The 15,909-nt window shown below is 69.0% G+C and carries 15 protein-coding genes; 4 read left to right on the top strand and 11 right to left on the bottom strand.

The annotated features are described in order from the left end of the window. Positions 1 to 20: 20 nt before the first annotated feature. Positions 21 to 1,493, bottom strand: coding sequence for an MFS transporter (locus tag ACLBX8_RS04935; RefSeq protein WP_447714682.1), 1,473 nt, complete (start codon positions 1,491 to 1,493; stop codon positions 21 to 23). Positions 1,494 to 1,653: 160 nt separating this feature from the next. Between ACLBX8_RS04935 and ACLBX8_RS04930 the strand changes: the two genes are divergently transcribed. Together ACLBX8_RS04930 and ACLBX8_RS04925 are read left to right on the top strand one after the other, a co-directional pair. Then, the gene (locus ACLBX8_RS04930; protein ID WP_244492186.1) at positions 1,654 to 1,941 is read left to right on the top strand and encodes a hypothetical protein; all 288 of its coding nucleotides are present in this window, start codon (positions 1,654 to 1,656) and stop codon (positions 1,939 to 1,941) included. A gap of 104 nt (positions 1,942 to 2,045) precedes the next feature. Continuing rightward, complete coding sequence (locus ACLBX8_RS04925) at positions 2,046 to 2,987, top strand: 2-hydroxyacid dehydrogenase (RefSeq protein WP_447698454.1); 942 nt, start codon at positions 2,046 to 2,048, stop codon at positions 2,985 to 2,987. Between the two features lie 10 nt (positions 2,988 to 2,997). Here the strand turns inward: ACLBX8_RS04925 and ACLBX8_RS04920 are convergent, their stop codons facing one another. Further along, positions 2,998 to 3,891 (bottom strand): LysR substrate-binding domain-containing protein, encoded by an 894-nt coding sequence (locus ACLBX8_RS04920; protein ID WP_447698455.1) that lies wholly within the window; start codon positions 3,889 to 3,891, stop codon positions 2,998 to 3,000. Between the two features lie 111 nt (positions 3,892 to 4,002). Between ACLBX8_RS04920 and ACLBX8_RS04915 the strand changes: the two genes are divergently transcribed. Then, the gene (locus ACLBX8_RS04915; protein WP_447714681.1) at positions 4,003 to 4,755 is read left to right on the top strand and encodes an SDR family NAD(P)-dependent oxidoreductase; all 753 of its coding nucleotides are present in this window, start codon (positions 4,003 to 4,005) and stop codon (positions 4,753 to 4,755) included. A gap of 134 nt (positions 4,756 to 4,889) precedes the next feature. After that, on the top strand, positions 4,890 to 6,851 hold the full coding sequence (locus ACLBX8_RS04910) for a cytochrome C oxidase Cbb3 (RefSeq protein ID WP_447714680.1): 1,962 nt from the start codon (positions 4,890 to 4,892) through the stop codon (positions 6,849 to 6,851). A gap of 189 nt (positions 6,852 to 7,040) precedes the next feature. On the opposite strand, the gene ACLBX8_RS04905 is transcribed toward ACLBX8_RS04910, so the two are convergent. The 9 genes from ACLBX8_RS04905 to urtA all read right to left on the bottom strand — a co-directional run bounded on the left by ACLBX8_RS04905 (position 7,041) and on the right by urtA (position 15,700). Beyond that, positions 7,041 to 7,610, bottom strand: a complete 570-nt coding sequence (locus tag ACLBX8_RS04905) for a ClpP family protease (RefSeq protein WP_056531864.1) — start codon at positions 7,608 to 7,610, stop codon at positions 7,041 to 7,043. A gap of 31 nt (positions 7,611 to 7,641) precedes the next feature. Next, entirely contained in the window at positions 7,642 to 8,697 is a 1,056-nt protein-coding gene (locus ACLBX8_RS04900) for an aliphatic amidase (protein ID WP_020090552.1), read from the bottom strand. Between the two features lie 46 nt (positions 8,698 to 8,743). Next, positions 8,744 to 9,061: an FmdB family zinc ribbon protein gene (locus tag ACLBX8_RS04895; protein ID WP_447714679.1), complete on the bottom strand. Its 318-nt coding sequence runs from the start codon at positions 9,059 to 9,061 to the stop codon at positions 8,744 to 8,746. Between the two features lie 115 nt (positions 9,062 to 9,176). Next, positions 9,177 to 10,406, bottom strand: coding sequence for a formamidase (fmdA, locus tag ACLBX8_RS04890; RefSeq protein ID WP_447714678.1), 1,230 nt, complete (start codon positions 10,404 to 10,406; stop codon positions 9,177 to 9,179). Between the two features lie 161 nt (positions 10,407 to 10,567). After that, the gene (urtE, locus tag ACLBX8_RS04885; RefSeq protein WP_447714677.1) at positions 10,568 to 11,332 is read right to left on the bottom strand and encodes an urea ABC transporter ATP-binding subunit UrtE; all 765 of its coding nucleotides are present in this window, start codon (positions 11,330 to 11,332) and stop codon (positions 10,568 to 10,570) included. Positions 11,333 to 11,334: 2 nt separating this feature from the next. Next, entirely contained in the window at positions 11,335 to 12,120 is a 786-nt protein-coding gene (gene urtD / locus ACLBX8_RS04880; protein WP_447714676.1) for an urea ABC transporter ATP-binding protein UrtD, read from the bottom strand. Positions 12,121 to 12,127: 7 nt separating this feature from the next. Further along, positions 12,128 to 13,300 carry an urea ABC transporter permease subunit UrtC gene (gene urtC / locus ACLBX8_RS04875; RefSeq protein ID WP_447714675.1) on the bottom strand — a complete coding sequence of 391 codons (1,173 nt, stop codon included), beginning with the start codon at positions 13,298 to 13,300 and terminating at the stop codon, positions 12,128 to 12,130. A 12-nt stretch (positions 13,301 to 13,312) separates the two neighbouring features. Beyond that, the gene (gene urtB / locus ACLBX8_RS04870) at positions 13,313 to 14,239 is read right to left on the bottom strand and encodes an urea ABC transporter permease subunit UrtB (protein WP_447698568.1); all 927 of its coding nucleotides are present in this window, start codon (positions 14,237 to 14,239) and stop codon (positions 13,313 to 13,315) included. Positions 14,240 to 14,431: 192 nt separating this feature from the next. After that, positions 14,432 to 15,700 carry an urea ABC transporter substrate-binding protein gene (gene urtA / locus ACLBX8_RS04865; RefSeq protein WP_331299290.1) on the bottom strand — a complete coding sequence of 423 codons (1,269 nt, stop codon included), beginning with the start codon at positions 15,698 to 15,700 and terminating at the stop codon, positions 14,432 to 14,434. Positions 15,701 to 15,909: the final 209 nt, after the last annotated feature.

Genomic DNA, 15,909 nt, shown 5'->3' with positions numbered 1-15,909 from the left:
CTGTCGCGCCGGGCCCGCCCTCAGGCCGCCGCCAGCGGCTTCGAGACCTCCTCCAGCGACTTGCCCTCCGCGGCGGTGCCCCAGATGCCTCCGACGATGGCCGCGATGAGCATCAGCACCGCGCCGAGGCCGTAGCCGAACAGCACCCAGTCGCGCGAGCCGGTCTCGACCAGCGTGCCGAACAGGAGCGGGCCCGAGACGCCGCCGATGCCGGTGCCGACCGCGTAGAAGGCCGCGATGGCGAGCGCCCGGATCTCCAGCGGGAACGTCTCGGAGACCGTGAGATAGGCCGAGCTCGCCGCCGCCGAGGCGAAGAAGAACACCACCATCCAGGCCGCGGTCTGGCCGACCGGCCCGAGGACCTCGAGACGGAACAGCAGTCCGACCGCGGCGAGCAGCAGCGCCGAGATGCCGTACGTGAAGGCGATCATCTTGCGTCGGCCGATCGTGTCGAACAGCCGCCCGAGCAGCAGCGGGCCGAGGAACGAGCCGAGCGCGAAGGGCAGCAGGTACCAGCCGACATGGTTGCCGGGCACCTGATAGAAGCGCTCCAGCACCAGCGCGTAGGTGAAGAACAGCGCGTTGTAGAAGAAGGCCTGCGCGATCATCAGCGCGAGGCCGACCATGGTCTCCTTGCGGCTCGTCACGAACAGCGCCTTGAACACCTCGGAGAGCGGGGTGTGGTCGCGGGTGCGGACCTTCATGCGCTTGCTCTCGTCCACCGGCGGCAGGGTCACGCCCTCGTCGGTGAAGCGCTTCTCGATGCCCGTGACGACGCGGTCGGCCTCCGCGGCGTAGCCGTGGGTCGCGAGCCAGCGCGGGCTCTCGGGGATCCAGGTGCGCAGCAGCAGGATCACGAGGCCGATGGCGCCGCCGGTGAAGAAGGCGACGCGCCAGCCCCAGGCCGGGTCGATCACCTCGGGCTTCAGGAGCACGATCGACATGAACGAGCCGAGCGCCGCGCCGATCCAGAACGAGCCGTTGATGACGAGGTTGGTCCAGCCGCGGACCCGGGCCGGGACCAGCTCCTGGATGGTCGAGTTGATCGCCGTGTACTCGCCGCCGATCCCCGCGCCCGTGAGGAAGCGGAAGAAGCAGAAGCTCCAGATGTTCCAAGACAGGCCGGTGGCCGCCGTGGCGACGAGGTAGAGGGCGAGCGTGATGAAGAACAGCTTCTTCCGGCCGATCCGGTCGGTGAGCCAGCCGAAGCCGATCGCGCCGGTCACGGCGCCCACGAGATAGCAGGAGGCGGCGAGCCCGACGTCGAACTCCGAGAACGACATCGGCGGCTGGCGCAGCGCGCCCACCAGGGAGCCGGCGAGCGTCACCTCGAGGCCGTCCAGCACCCAGGTGATGCCGAGCGCCACGATCACGAGGACGTGGAAGCGGCCCCAGGGCAGCCGGTCCAGGCGCGCGGAGATGTCGGTGTCGATCACGCGGCCGATCTCCGCGCGCTCCGGCGTCCCGGATCCCCCCTCGACCTTGCTCGCCATGTCCGCGTGTCCTCCCGATTCACCTGTTTAACCGTGCCTGGACAGCGGGCATTTACCGCGACTGTAGGCAGGTGTTGGGAACGGGTTGGAAATCGATTCGGTTCGATTTCGTCTTCACGTGCGCGGCGCAGAACAGGGAGGTCCACGCGGTGCCCCTCCCATGCCTTCCAGTCCCGCCCGTCCCCGCCGATCCTGGCCCCGCTACGCCCTGTTGGCCGCGATGACGCTCGGCGGGCTCGCGACCGCCCCCACCGAGGGCGCGGACCGGCACCTCGAACGGCCCAAGCCCCGCGTCGCGATCCAGGCGGCCGAGCGCTGGCGCCTGCGGCCGACCGAGCCCGTCGTGGCGGCGACGACCGGCAGCATCCGCAAGCGGGCGGAGACCGCGATCCCCGAGGATCGGCGCAACGTCCGCCTCGTCTACCCGGCGCTGATCGAGGCGCGCTGACCGAGCCGGCGCCCGACCCATCTCGACGATCCGGATCCCGTCAGGCACAGCGCCTGCTTCGCCCGCGCGTGGACGGGCGAAGCGGTACGGTGCGGAGGATGCTGATGGCGGAGGCGATCGCCCTGGTCGGGTGCAAGGGGCCGGATCAGGAGGCGGAGTACCTGCGGATCCTCTCGGCGGCCATGCCCGAGGAGCGCCTGATCCCGTTCCGGTCGATGGACGACGCGGCCCGGGCGGCCGCGCGGGTCGCCGTCGTGGCCAACCCCGATCCGGCCGAGGTCGCGGCGCTGCCGGGGCTCGTCTGGGTGCAGAGCCTCTGGGCCGGGGTCGAGAAGCTCGTCGGCGCCTTCGACCGGCCGCTGCCGATCGTCCGCCTCGTCGACCGCGAGATGGCCCGCACCATGGCCGAGGCCGTGCTGGCCTGGACCTACTATCTCCAGCGCGACATGCCGGCCTACGCCCGCCAGCAGAGGGACCGGGTCTGGCGCCCGCACGCCTACCGCAAGCCGTCCGACACCACGGTCGGCCTGCTCGGCCTCGGGGCGCTCGGGACCGCGGCGGCGGAGCGGCTCACCGGAGCCGGCTTCCGCGTCGTCGGCTGGAGCCGCAGCCCCAAGGCGGTGCCGGACCTTGAGACGTTCCACGGCGCCGACGGCCTCCCGGCGATGCTCGGCCGGTGCGACATCCTCGTCTGCCTCGTGCCGCTGACGCCGGAGACGCGGGGCCTCGTGAACGCCGAGCGCCTCGCCGCCCTGAAGCCCGGCGCCGCGCTGATCAACTTCGCCCGCGGACCGATCATCGTCACCGAGGACCTGATCGCCGCCCTGGACAAGGGCCACCTCGCCCACGCCGTGCTCGACGTCTTCGCGGTCGAGCCCCTGCCGGCGGAGTCGCCGCTGTGGTCGCATCCCGGCGTGACGGTGCTGCCGCACGTCTCGGGGCCGACCGACATGGATTCGGCGGCCGCCACGGTGGCGGCCAACCTGCGGGCCTATCGGCGGACCGGCCAGGTGCCGGACGGCGTCGACGCGGCGCGCGGATACTAGGGCGCGCGCCTCACAGCTTCGGGAATGTCGCCGCGAGGTGGTCGATCAGAACCCGCACGGCCGGCGGCAGCCCGCGCCGGGTCGTGAAGACGATGTGCACGATCCCGGGCTGACCCTGCCAGTCCGGGTAGACGGGCACGAGCCGGCCGGCCGCGACGGCATCGGTGCAGGCGTGGTCGGGCAGGAACGCGACCCCGAGGCCGTCGGCCGCCGCGTCGCACAGCGCGGCGAAGTCGCCGCAGGTCAGGCGCGGCTCGTGGCGCAGGGTGAAGATCGTGCCGTCCCGGTGCTCCAGCCGCCACTCCGCCTCGCCGGGATCGTCGCGGGTGCCGAGGGTCGGGACCGCCCCGAGCGCGGCGATGTCGGGGCCGAGGCCGCGCGCGATCCGCGGTGCGGCGACCAGGATCCACCGCGAGGTTCCGAGCGTGCGCATGGTCAGCGATGCGTCGCTCGTCAGGTCCCGTCGGACCCGCAGCGCCACGTCGATCCGCTCCTCGATCAGGTCGACGGGCCGGTCGGTCACGACCAGCTGCAGCCGCACCTTCGGGTATCGGACGAGGAAGCCGCGGACGCGCGCCGCGACGATGTCGGTGAGGCCCGTCGGACAGCTCATGCGGATCCGCCCGTGCGGCTCGATCTGCGCCTCCGCGACGAGCGCCTCGGCACGCTCCGCCTCGAGCATCATCGCCCGGCAGCGCTCGTAGAAGCCCTGGCCGACCTCGGTCACGCGGAAACGCCGGCTCGACCGCTCGATCAGGCGGGCGCCCAGGCGCGCCTCCAGGGCCGCGATGCGGCGGCTCAGCTTCGACTTCGGCTGGTGCAGCGCCCGGCCGGCCGCGGCGAAGCCGCCGTGCGCGACGACCTCGGCGAAGTAGACGTAGTCGTTGAGATCGGCGCGGACCATCGTTCCTCCTGTGGAACGCTGAGTGCCACAATCGCCGACTACCCGCACCATCGTTCCGGCGGCATCTCTTTAAACAGCGGCGCGCACGGCGCCGAACAGCGGAGAACGACGATGACCGGCAGGTTTCAGGACAAGGTGGTGGTGGTGACCGGCGGCACCAGCGGCATCGGCCTCGCGACCGCTCAGGCCTTCGTGGCCGAGGGGGCCTCGGTGTTCATCACCGGTCGCCGCCAGGAGGCGCTCGACGCGGCGGTGAAGCGGATCGGCGGCCGGATCACGGGCGTGCGCGGCGACATGGCGAACCTCGCCGACATCGACCGCCTGTACGACGCGGTCCAGCAGAAGCACGCGCAGATCGACGTGGTCTTCGCCAATGCCGGCGGCGGCAGCTTCGCGCCGCTCGGCGCGATCACCGAGGCGCATTATCAGAGCATCTTCGACACCAACGTGAAGGGCGTGCTCTTCACCGTGCAGAAGGCGCTGCCGCTCCTGCGGGACGGGGCCGCGATCGTGCTCACCGGATCGACCACCGGAAGTTCGGGCACGCCGGCCTTCAGCGTCTACTCGGCCACCAAGGCGGCCGTGCGCAACTTCGCCCGGAACTGGATCCTCGACCTGAAGGACCGGCGCATCCGGGTGAACACGATCAGCCCGGGCGTGACCGAGACCGCCGGCCTCGACAAGCTCTTCGGCGGCGGCGATCAGGCGGCGGCCACCAAGGACTATCTCGCGGGCCAGATCCCGGCCGGCCGCGTCGGCCGGCCCGAGGAGATCGCCCAGGCGGTGCTGTTCCTCGCCTCGGACGCGGCGAGCTTCGTCAACGGCGTCGAGCTGTTCGCCGACGGCGGGCAGGTCCAGATCTGAGGATCCGGGGCGACCGGGACGCGACACCCGGTCCCGGCCGCCCCCGTGAACCCTGGCAATGGCCGGCAGTTAAAGGCCCGGCCCTCCGGTCCCGCTTCCTCGCGGGCGGGCGCCGGGAAGGACAAACGGTTTCCATGGGCTGGCCGCGCCGCATCCTGATCACCGCCGGACTCGTGACCGTCGCGGCCGGCGTCGCCCTGGGCGTCGGCCGCTTCAGCTACGCGCCGATGCCCGACCGGGCGGACCTGCTCAACCCGGACCGCTACCCGATCGAGACCGCCTTCGACATCCTCGGACGCCGCGTCTCGCGCGCGGAGGCCGACCGGCTCAGCGGCACCGAGGCCGGACGGAAGGAACTCTCGCCGCAGAGCGGCGCGGTCGCGATCGATCCCGCGATGGTCGAGCGCGGGCGGCAGGCGTTCTATCAGGAGACGTTCGGCAACGAGGTCTTCCTCACCGACGTCATGGGCATGCTCGACGGCGGCCTGACTCCCACGCAGGTCGCCCTGGCGGTGGCCAAGCTCGGTGGCCAGGGCACCACCGATCTCAAAGTTGCCATGGCCAGGGACGTGCGCGTCGGCGACCGCGTCTACCGGGCGGGCGAGCTGGTCCCGACCGGGCTCGACGTGCCGAAGGGCGGCGCCTTCATCATCGGGATCAAGACCTTCTACGACCGCGGCCACCTTCGGATGGGGATCACCTGCGCCCTGTGCCACGCGGCGGTCGATCCCGGCACCGGCAGGGTCGTGGAGGGCGCGCCCAACACCGACCTCAATGCCGGGCTGCTGATGGCGCTCGCGAAGAACTCCTCGGCCTACTTCATGCACGCCAGCGTGCCGGAGGCCGATGCCAAGCCCCCCGCCGATCCGCAGCATACCGGCTCGACCGGCACGGGGCCGGCGCTCCCGGACGCCGCTTCCGTCGAGGCGGCCACGAAGGTGCAGGTGGCGAGCTGGCCGCCGGGCAGCTTCGACTCGTCCGCCGACCGGGTCACCAACCCGACCTCGATCCCGTCGAGCTTCTCGGCCCACGGCGAGCCCTATAGCTGGAGCGGGCGCGAGGCGATCGGGCCCTTCGCGGGCCTGTCCTCGCTCAACAACAACGTCCACGCGGCCAATTCCGACACGACCCAGCTCGCCGCCGCCGCGCCCTGGCTGTTCGGCATGGATCCCGAGACGTATCTCGGCATCGTCCTGCGCGGGTCGGCCACGGAGGCGTTCCGCTACAGGCCGGACGGCGGCCGGAGCCCGTCGGAGGTGCTGCGCAGCGTCGATCCGACCCCGGCCTCGCCGGGGCTGAACAGCTACGCGGTACTGCCGACCTATCCGGCGACCAACTACGTCACCGACAACGGCTTGTTCACGTCCGTGCCCGGGGAGCCGGTCAACCACGCCAACAACGCCATGTCGGCCTTCCAGAACCTGCTGCACCCGCCGGCCGCCGGGCAGGATCCCGACCGGGTCCGCGCGGGCCGCGCGGTGTTCGAGAAGGCCGGCTGCGGCAGCTGCCATTCCGGCCCGGCGCTCACCAACCACCGGGTCGTCCCGGAGGCCGAGATCGGCACCGAGCCGACCCGGGCGCGGGCGGGCGCCAAGATGGAGGCGCGCCTGTCGGCGCCGGCGATGTTCGCCGCCGACACGCCGTTCCCGACCCCGGCCGACCCGGTCATCGTTCCGGTGCCGCTCGCGGGCGACGCCCTCGCCCAGGTGCAGCTCGCCTGGGGGCAGGGGGGCACGGAGGGCGGCTACAAGGTGCCGAACCTCGTGGGCCTCCCCTGGACGGCGCCGTATCTGCACGATTCCGGCGTCGCTGTCGGTTCCGACGCGGTCTCGCAGCTCGGCGTCCCGGGCACGCTGTACCGGGGTGTCGCCCCCGATCCCGCCAACAGCCTGCGCGCCCTGGTCGACCGGGATCTCCGGGCGAAGGTGATCGCCGCCAACGCGGCCTCGGACACGGCGCGGATCGCCCGCGTGACCGGCAAGGGGCACGCCTACTGGGCGGATGCCGGCTCGGGCGTCTCGCGCGAAGAGCAGACGGCGCTGATCGCGTACCTGCTCTCGGTCGATCGCCTGACGGAGCCGGCCGCGACGCCCTGACCGCGCCGCCCGCGACCCGAATCTCCCATGTCGCGGACCCTCACCCCGGTCTTGGTCAGCCTCGGGCCCTGTTAACCGGCGCTGTGAAATCTCATCGTCCTCGCGGGCGGGGCGAAGCGATCCAGCAGCGCCGCGCGCGCCGATGTCGCGCTGCCCTGGGTTGCTTCACTGCGTTCGCAAAGACGCGGCTCAGATCACCGCCTCGATCAGGCCGCGCCGCTTGGCCTCCTCGGCCTCGAGGTACCAGTTGGCCGGCGCCTTCTCGAGCACCTCGTCGAGGGTGACGTCAGAGCCCTGGATCAGGTTGGCGAAGCCCTCGTTCTGGATCTCGATCGAGCACAGGATCTCGTTGAGCGTCGCCTTCACGGAGGCGATGCAGGTGGTGAGCGGTCCCTCGACCTGGAGCTGCTTGTTCATCTTGCGCTCGTGGATCATCAGCCGCGTCCCGCAGGTGAGATAGCGGTTGGGCCGGGCGAAGAAGCTCATGAAGGTCGTGCCGGCCGAGTAGATCGCGGCCTTGCCGAGGAAGACGAACCGCCGGTTCGGATCCATCGCGCTGTTGAAGCGGATGTCCTCGCCCATCATCCGGGCGACCTCCGGGTCGCCGCCGAGCGTCGTCAGCTCGACGACGACGAGGTCGCGGTCCCCCGCCGCGTCGAGCTGGCGGCGGAAGTCCTTGTACATGTCGTAGTCGACCGGTCCGGAGAGCAGGACGGCCGGGGCCCGGAAGGCGGTGGGGCCGAGGGGAGTCGTGTCCATGGTCCTCCTGGTCGCGCGACCGGCCGGCTGGTCAGCGCGCCGGGTCGGGCGCGCCCGCGCCCTTGCCCACGAACGGGATGCCCTCGATCGGGCATTCCTCCGTGCCGACGCTCTGGCGGGTAATGGCCCGGACGGCGTCGCGGGTTCCGTCGGGATCCTCGATCCAGCGCCGGTAGAAATCGTAGGGGCATTCCGACATCCCGTGCCGGTTCTCCTTCGAGTTGATCATGCCCGTGTAGCCGCGGTGCAGTAGCTTGAAGAGATGGTTCTCCGACTGGCCGTGGGCGCGGAAGTCCCGGATCAGGAATTTCGACAGGGCGGCGTACTGGATGCCCATCTCCTCCTCGCCGCACTCGCCGAGCGTGCGGCCGTCGAAGCCGATGATCGCGGAGTGGCCGAAATAGGTGTAGACGCCGTCGAAGCCGGCCGCGTTGGCCACCGCCACGTAGGTGTTGTTGGCGAAGGCCATCGCCTTCGAGATGACGACCTGCTGCTCCTTGGCCGGGTACATGTAGCCCTGACAGCGGATGATCAGCTCGGCGCCCCGCATGGCGCAGTCGCGCCAGATCTCGGGATAGTTCCCGTCGTCGCAGATGATCAGGCTGATCTTCAGCCCCTTCGGCCCGTCCGACACGTAGGTGCGGTCGCCCGGGTACCAGCCCTCGATCGGGGTCCAGGGCATGATCTTGCGGTACTTCTGCACGATCTCGCCCTGGTCGTTCATCAGGATCAGGGTGTTGTAGGGCGCCTTGTGCGGGTGCTCCTCGTGGCGCTCGCCGGTGAGCGAGAACACGCCCCAGACCTTGGCCTCCCGGCAGGCGGCGGCGAACACCTCGGTCTCCGCGCCCGGGACCGTCGAGGCGGTCTCGTACATCTCGGCGGCGTCGTACATGATGCCGTGGGTCGAGTATTCGGGGAAGATCACGAGGTCGAGGCCTGGCAGGCCGGTCTTCATGCCGACGATCATCTTGCCGATCGCCTTGGCGTTCTCCAGCACCTCCGCGCGGGTGTGCAGGCGCGGCATCTTGTAGTTCACGACGGCGACGCCGACGCTGTCCTGGCTGGACGAGATGTCTCCGTGCATCATGGCGTGATGTCCTCCTGACCGTGATTATCCCTGGGACGCGCGCGGCTCAGTGGCTGATCATCCAGGGCCGCGCCTTCGGGAAGCTCTTGGCGGCGGCCGGGGCGGCGGTCGTCTTCTTGGGTGAGCAGCAGCCGCAGCCCGCCCCGTGACTGCCCGAGCGCTTGGGCGCGTGGCGGCTGCGCTCGTTGGTGGCGTGGGCGGTTCTGAGGGCCGCATCCATGCCGGCGATGCGCGGTGCGGTGAGGAAGGCCCGCTGGCTCGCGCCGCCGCAATCCGGGCAGGCATGCGGCTCGCGGAACTCCGCCATCGGCCGCATCACCGTGAAGGGCCCGCAGGCCTCGCAGGCGTAGTCGTAGACGGGCATGGAGCGCCTCAAGACCGATGTGAGATGCAGGGCTGTCGGGTAGAGCGCAGGTCCCCTCTCCCGTGCGGGAGAGGGGGCAGGTCGCGTCAACCGCGACCGTTCGTGGACAGCACGATCAAAGATCCGGCGAGAGCGGCATCTGGATCGAACCGTCGAGGAACTTGGTCGGCCCGTCGGCGCCGGGGTTGATGTCGAACTCGAAGATCTTGGTCGGGATCCAGAGCGTCGCGCAGGCGTTCGGGATGTCGACGACGCCCGAGATGTGGCCCTGGACCGGCGCCGTGCCGAGGATCGAGTAGGCCTGCGCGCCCGAGTAGCCGAACTTCTTCAGGTACTCGATCGCGTTCAGGCAGGCCTGCCGGTAGGCGATGTGGACGTCGAGGTAGTGCTGGCCGCCGCTCTCGTCGACCGAGATGCCCTCGAAGATCAGGTGGTCGTCGTATTTCGGCGTGATCGGCGACGGCTTGAAGATCGGGTTCTTGATCCCGTACTTGGCCATGCCGTCCTTGATCAACTCGACCTTGAGATGCACCCAGCCGGCCATCTCGATGGCGCCGCAGAAGGTGATCTCGCCGTCGCCCTGGCTGAAGTGCAGGTCGCCCATCGAGAGGCCGGCGCCGGGCACATAGACCGGGAAGTAGATCTTCGAGCCGCGCGACAGGTCCTTGATGTCGCAATTGCCGCCGTGCTCGCGGGGCGGGACCGTGCGGGCGCCGGTGGCGGCGGCCGCGTCCTTCGCGTCGCCCTTCAGGCGGCCCATATGGGCGGTCGGGCCGAAGGGCAGGGTGGCGAGCGCCGGCACGCGCTCCGGGTCGGTGTCGTAGAGCGCCTTCTCGCGGGTGTTCCAGGTCTCCAGCATCTTCGGATCGGGCAGGCAGCCGATCAGGCCGGGATGGATCAGGCCAGGGAAGCGCACGCCCGGGACGTGGCGGGATTTCGTGAACATGCCCTCGAAGTCCCAGATCGACTTCTGGGCCTGCGGGAAGTGCTCGGTGAGGAAGCCGCCGCCGTTCTTCTTCGAGAAGAAGCCGTTGAAGCCCCACTGGCTCTCGGGCTTGGCGCCGATGTCGAGGAGGTCGACCACCAGCAGGTCGCCGGGCTCGGCGCCCTCGACGCCGATCGGACCCGAGAGGAAGTGCACGATCGACAGGTCGATGTCGCGCACGTCGTCGGCGGAATCGTTGTTCTTGATGAAGCCGCCGGTCCAGTCGTAGGTCTCGACGATGAAGTCCGAGCCGGGCTTCACGTAGGCGACCATCGGGATGTCGGGGTGCCAGCGGTTGTGCACCATGTCGTTGTCGTAGGCCGATTGCGTGAGATCGACCTTGATCAGCGTCTCGGGCATTTTTTACGACTCCCTGCTGCGATTATGTTGCTCAAATCTTTGGCGTCGCCGTCTTTGCGAGCGGAGCGAAGCAATCCAGCGGCGCTCCGTCTTGACGCCTCGCGCTGCCCTAGGTCGCTTCGCTGCGCTCGCGATGACGGCCCGTACGAAGCGTTCGGCGGCTAGACCGAGAGGAACCGGGCGACGGCGGCCTCGTCGATGCCGTCGCGCGGGGCCTCGTGGACGATGGCGCCGTTCTCCAGCACGATCACCCGGTCGGCGACGTCGAGGGCGAAGCTCAGGACCTGCTCGGACACGACGATGGAGAGGCCGCGCGCGTCGCGGATCGCCTTCAGCGTCCGGCCCATCTCGCGGATGATCGAGGGCTGGATGCCCTCGGTCGGCTCGTCGAGGAGCAGGACCTTCGGGCGGCTCGCCAGGGCCCGGGCGATGGCGAGCTGCTGCTGCTGCCCGCCCGAGAGGTTGCCGCCGCGCCTTCCCTTCATCTCCAGGAGGACCGGGAACATGTCGTAGAGGTCCTGCGGCACCTTGCGGGTGCCGGTGACCGTGAGACCGGTCTCGATGTTCTCCTGCACCGTCATGGTCGAGAAGATCATCCGGCCCTGCGGCACGTAGGCGAGGCCCCTGGCGACCCGGGCGTGGCTCTTGAGCCCGGCGACGTCCGCGCCCTCGACCTGGATCGAGCCGGCCCTGACCGGCACGAGGCCCATCAGGGTCTTCATCAGCGTGGTCTTGCCCATGCCGTTGCGGCCCATCACGGCGACGATCTCGCCGGGCGCCACCGAGAAGGTCAGCCCGTGCAGGACCTCGCTCTGGCCGTAGGCGGCGTGCAGGTCCTCGACGGCGAGGGCCGGCGTCGCGGACGGGGCCGCGGCCAGCGGGGGCGCCTGGACGCCGGGGATGTGCGCAGTCTGGAGCGACGCCATCGTCAATGTCCCAGGTACACTTCGATGACCTTCGGGTCGTTCTTGACCCGCTCCATCGAACCTTCGGAGAGCACCTTGCCCTGGTGCAGGACGGTCACCCGGTGGGCGATGTCCTCGACGAACTTCATGTCGTGCTCGATCACCAGCACCGAGCGGCCCTTGATGATCTGGTTGAGCAGCTCGGCGGTCTTGATCCGCTCGCCGACGCTCATCCCGGCCACCGGCTCGTCGAGCATCAGCAGCTCCGGGTCCTGGATCAGCAGCATGCCGATCTCCAGCCACTGCTTCTGGCCGTGGCTCAGGAACTCGGCCCGCTCCCTGAGCTGGTCCTTCAGGAAGATCGTCTCGGCGATGGCGTGAATGCGGTCGCGGACCTCCGCGTCCCGCTTGAACGTCAGCGCACCGAAGACCGAGCGGCCGCGGGGGAACGAGATCTCCAGGTTCTCGAACACCGTCAGGTCGTCGTAGATCGACGGCGTCTGGAACTTGCGGCCGACGCCGGCCTGCACGATCGCGCTCTCGGAGAGCTTGGTCAGCTCCTGGCCCTTGTACTTGATCGAGCCGGCGCTGGCCTTCGTACGACCGCAGATCAAGTCGAGGACGGTGGTCTTGCCGGCGCCGTTCGGGCCGATGATCACCCGGATCTCGTCGGGATCGACGTAGAACGACACGTCGTTCACCGCCTTGAACCCGTCGAACGAGACCGTGAGCGCCTCGACGGCGAGGAGGTAGTCGGGCGGGGCGGCCTCGGCGCCGACCACGGGGGAGGAGAGGATCGCGGCGTTCATGGCATGCTCACTCGGCCGGGGCGCCGTGGGGCGGGGCGATGGCGGGCGCGGGCGCCTGCAGGCTCTTGGCGCGGCGGGTGAGGCGCGGCTCGATGTGCTCGCGCCAGATGCCGGCGAGGCCGTTCGGGAAGGCCAGCACCACCGCGATGAACAGGGCGCCGAGGCCGAACAGCCAGAGATCCGGAAAACTCTCGGAGAAGCTGGTCTTGGCCCAGTTGACCAAGAGCGTGCCCCAGACGGCGCCGAACAGGGACAGGCGCCCGCCGACCGCGGCGTAGATCACCATCTCGATCGAGGGGACGATGCCCACGAAGGAGGGCGACATGAACCCGACCTGCAGGGTGAACATCGCGCCGCCGATCGCCGCGAGTCCGGCGGCGAAGCAGAAGGCGAAGACCTTGAAGCCCGCCACCGAGTAGCCGGAGAACCGGACCCGGTCCTCCTTGTCGCGCATGGCGACGAGGATGCGGCCGAGCTTCGACTTCTTCACGTACTGCGCCGCCAGGATGCAGGCGATCAGCAGGCCGCCGTTGACGAAGTACAGGATGAACTTCGCCGAGTCGGTGCGGATGTCCCAGCCGTGGAGGGTGCGCAGGTCGGTGATGCCGTTGATGCCGCCGGTGTAGCCCTGCTGGCCGACGATCAGGATCGTCAGGATCGCGGCGATTGCCTGGGTGATGATGGCGAAGTAGGTGCCGCCGACCCGGCGCTTGAACATCGCGAAGGAGATCAGCATCGCGAACAGGACCGGGACGGCGACCGCCAGGATCAGCGTCAGCGGCAGGCTCTTGAACGGCTGCCAGAACCAGGGGAGCGCGGTGATCTGGTTCCAGTCCATGAAGTCCGGGATGCCGGGCGTGGACTGGATTTTCGTGTTCTCGATGCTCGAAGCTTCCAGCTTCAAGTACATCGCCATGCAGTAGCCGCCGAGGCCGAAGAACACGCCCTGGCCAAGGGAGAGGATGCCCGCGTAGCCCCAGCAGATCACCAGCCCGAGGGCGACGAAGGCGTAGGTGAGGTACTTGCCGACGAGGTTGAGGCGGAAGCTGTCGAGCACCAGCGGCAGGACGACCAGGATCACCCCGGCCAGGAGGAGCAGGCTCAGCCACTCCACCGGCTTCATGAACGGGTTGTCGTTGACGGTGACGGATTTGGTGAGGGTCTGGACCGGGTTCGTCATGGTCGAAAATCCTCAGCGCCGGACCTTGAGGGTGAAGAGGCCCTGGGGCCTCAGCATGAGGATGCCGACCACCGCGAGCAGGGTGATGACCTTGGCCATCGAGCCGGAGAGGAAGAACTCCAGGGTCGACTGCGTCTGGGAGATCGAGAAGGCGGAGGCGATGGTGCCGAGCAGGCTCGCGGCGCCGCCGAACACCACGATCAGGAAGGTGTCGACGATGTAGAGCTGGCCCGAGGTCGGCCCGGTCGAGCCGATCATCGTGAAGGCGGAGCCGGCGATTCCCGCGATGCCGCAGCCGAGGCCGAACGTGTAGCGATCGACCTTCTCGGTATCGATACCCACCGCCCCCGCCATGGCGCGGTTCGACATCACGGCACGGACCTGCTGGCCGAAGCGCGAGCGGAAGATCAGAAGCGCGACGCTGACGGTGATCAGGATGGTCACGGCCATGACGAACAGGCCGTTGATCGGGATCTCGATCGTGTCGGTGACCTGCACCGAGCCGATCAGCCAGGACGGCAGCTCGACGCCGACCTCGCGGGCGCCGAAGATCGACCGGTAGGCTTGCTGGAGGATCAGCGACAGGCCCCAGGTGGCGAGCAGCGTGTCGAGCGGGCGCTTGTAGAGGAACCGGATCAGGCCCCATTCCACCAGCATGCCCAGAGCCCCGGAGGCGAGGAACGCCAAGCCCATCGCGATGAAGAAGTAGATCGGGAAGAGTGACGGCAGGTAGGTCTGGAAGAAGGTCGAGCAGAGATAGGTGACGTAGGCGCCGAGGATCATGAATTCCCCGTGGGCCATGTTGATCACGCCCATCTGGCCGAAGATGATCGCGAGTCCCAGCGCCATCAGCAGGTAGACGGAGAACAGGATCAGGCCGGCGAAGCCCTGCATGGCGAAGATGGCGCCGAGGTCACCGAGGGAGTAGTCGCCGAGCATGGTTTCGGTCTTCCGCAAAAGGAGTGCGTCTTCTGCCGACTCGTCACGGCCTCCGGGCGAACCGGGCCGTCTTTGCGAGCGGAGCGAAGCAATCCAGGGACGCGCTTCGTGCCGGGAAGTCCCGCTGCCCTGGGTCGCTTCGCTGCGCTCGCGATGACGGGGAGGGGTGATTTCACCCCTCCGGACAACGGATTACTGGTAGCCCTTCGGGAAGGGATCGGGCTTGATCAGCTCGGGGCTGGTGTAGACGATCTCGAACTGGCCGTCGGGCTTGGCCCGGCCGACCCGGGTCTTCGACCAGAGATGGTGGTTCTCGTCGATCTTCACGTAGCCTTCCGGCGCGCCCTTGAACTCCAGTCCCGGCGAGGCCGCCACGACCTTGTCGACGTCGAACGAGCCGGCCTTCTCGCAGGCCATCTTCCACAGGAACGGGCCGAGATAGGCCGCCTGCGTCACGTCGCCGATGACGGTCTTCTCGCCCCACATCTTCTTGAACGCGGCCACGAACGCCTTGTTGTTCTCGTTCTGGATCGACTCGAAGTACTTCATGCAAGCGTAGGCCCCGGCGATGTTCTCGCCGCCGATGCCGTCGATCTCGTCCTCGGTGACCGAGATCGTCATCAGCACCTGCTTCGACAGGTCGATGCCCGCCGCCTTGAGCTGCTTGTAGAACGCCACGTTCGAGCCGCCGACCACGTCGGCGAAGATCACCTTGGGCTTGGTGAGCTTGATCTTGTTGATGACCGAGTTGAACTGCGTGTGTCCGAGGGGGAAATACTCCTCGCCGACGACCTTGCCCTTGAGCACGTTCTCCACGTGCTTGCGGGCGATCTTGTTGGAGGTGCGCGGCCAGATGTAGTCGGAGCCGATGAAGTAGAAGCTGTCGCCGCCCTTCTCCTTGTGGACCCAGTCGAGGCCGGCGAGGATCTGCTGCGTGGCCTCCTGGCCGGTGTAGAAGACGTTCTTCGACTGCTCCAGGCCCTCGTAGAAGGTCGGGTAGTACAGGAGGCCGTTGTACTGCTCGAACACCGGCAGCACCGCCTTGCGCGAGGCCGAAGTCCAGCAGCCCATCACGGCGGCGCAGTGGTCGTTGACGAGGAGCTTCTTGGCCTTCTCGGCGAAGGTCGGCCAGTCGGAGGCGCCGTCCTCCTGGATGATCTTGATCTTGCGGCCGAGCACGCCGCCGGCGTCGTTGATCTGCTGGATCGCCAGCTTCTCCGCTTCCTGCGCGCCCGTCTCCGAGATCGCCATCGTGCCGGTGACCGAGTGCAGGATGCCGACCGTCACCTCGCTGTCGGTCACCGCGAGGCCCGTGGTGTTGACCGCCGCGGTCGGCGGCGCCGCCCAGGCGGTGCGCGGCAACAGCGCCAGCGCCGGGGCGCCGGCCAATCCCATGAGCAGTCTGCGCCGCAGCGGGGAGCGCAAGCCGTGATCGGCGCCGGTCTCGGTGTCGTCTGCCATGTGCCTGACCCTGTTCGCGTCCGGGCCTTGAGAGGCGGCCCGGATCGACGAGCGCAGGCTAGGTCCTGGGTTGCGGTGCGGCCTATACGCGATTTTGCGTATGGCCGTGGTCTTGCATGCGCCGCACCATCGCGGCGGAATACTTCGAGGTCGGGGTGGCTGAGAGCGCGAATAGTGGGAGCACCGCTCCGGTGCCCGGTCTTTCGCGC

Source organism: Methylobacterium sp. D48H, from assembly GCF_053345715.1.
This window is presented reverse-complemented; position numbering and strand designations above follow the sequence as displayed.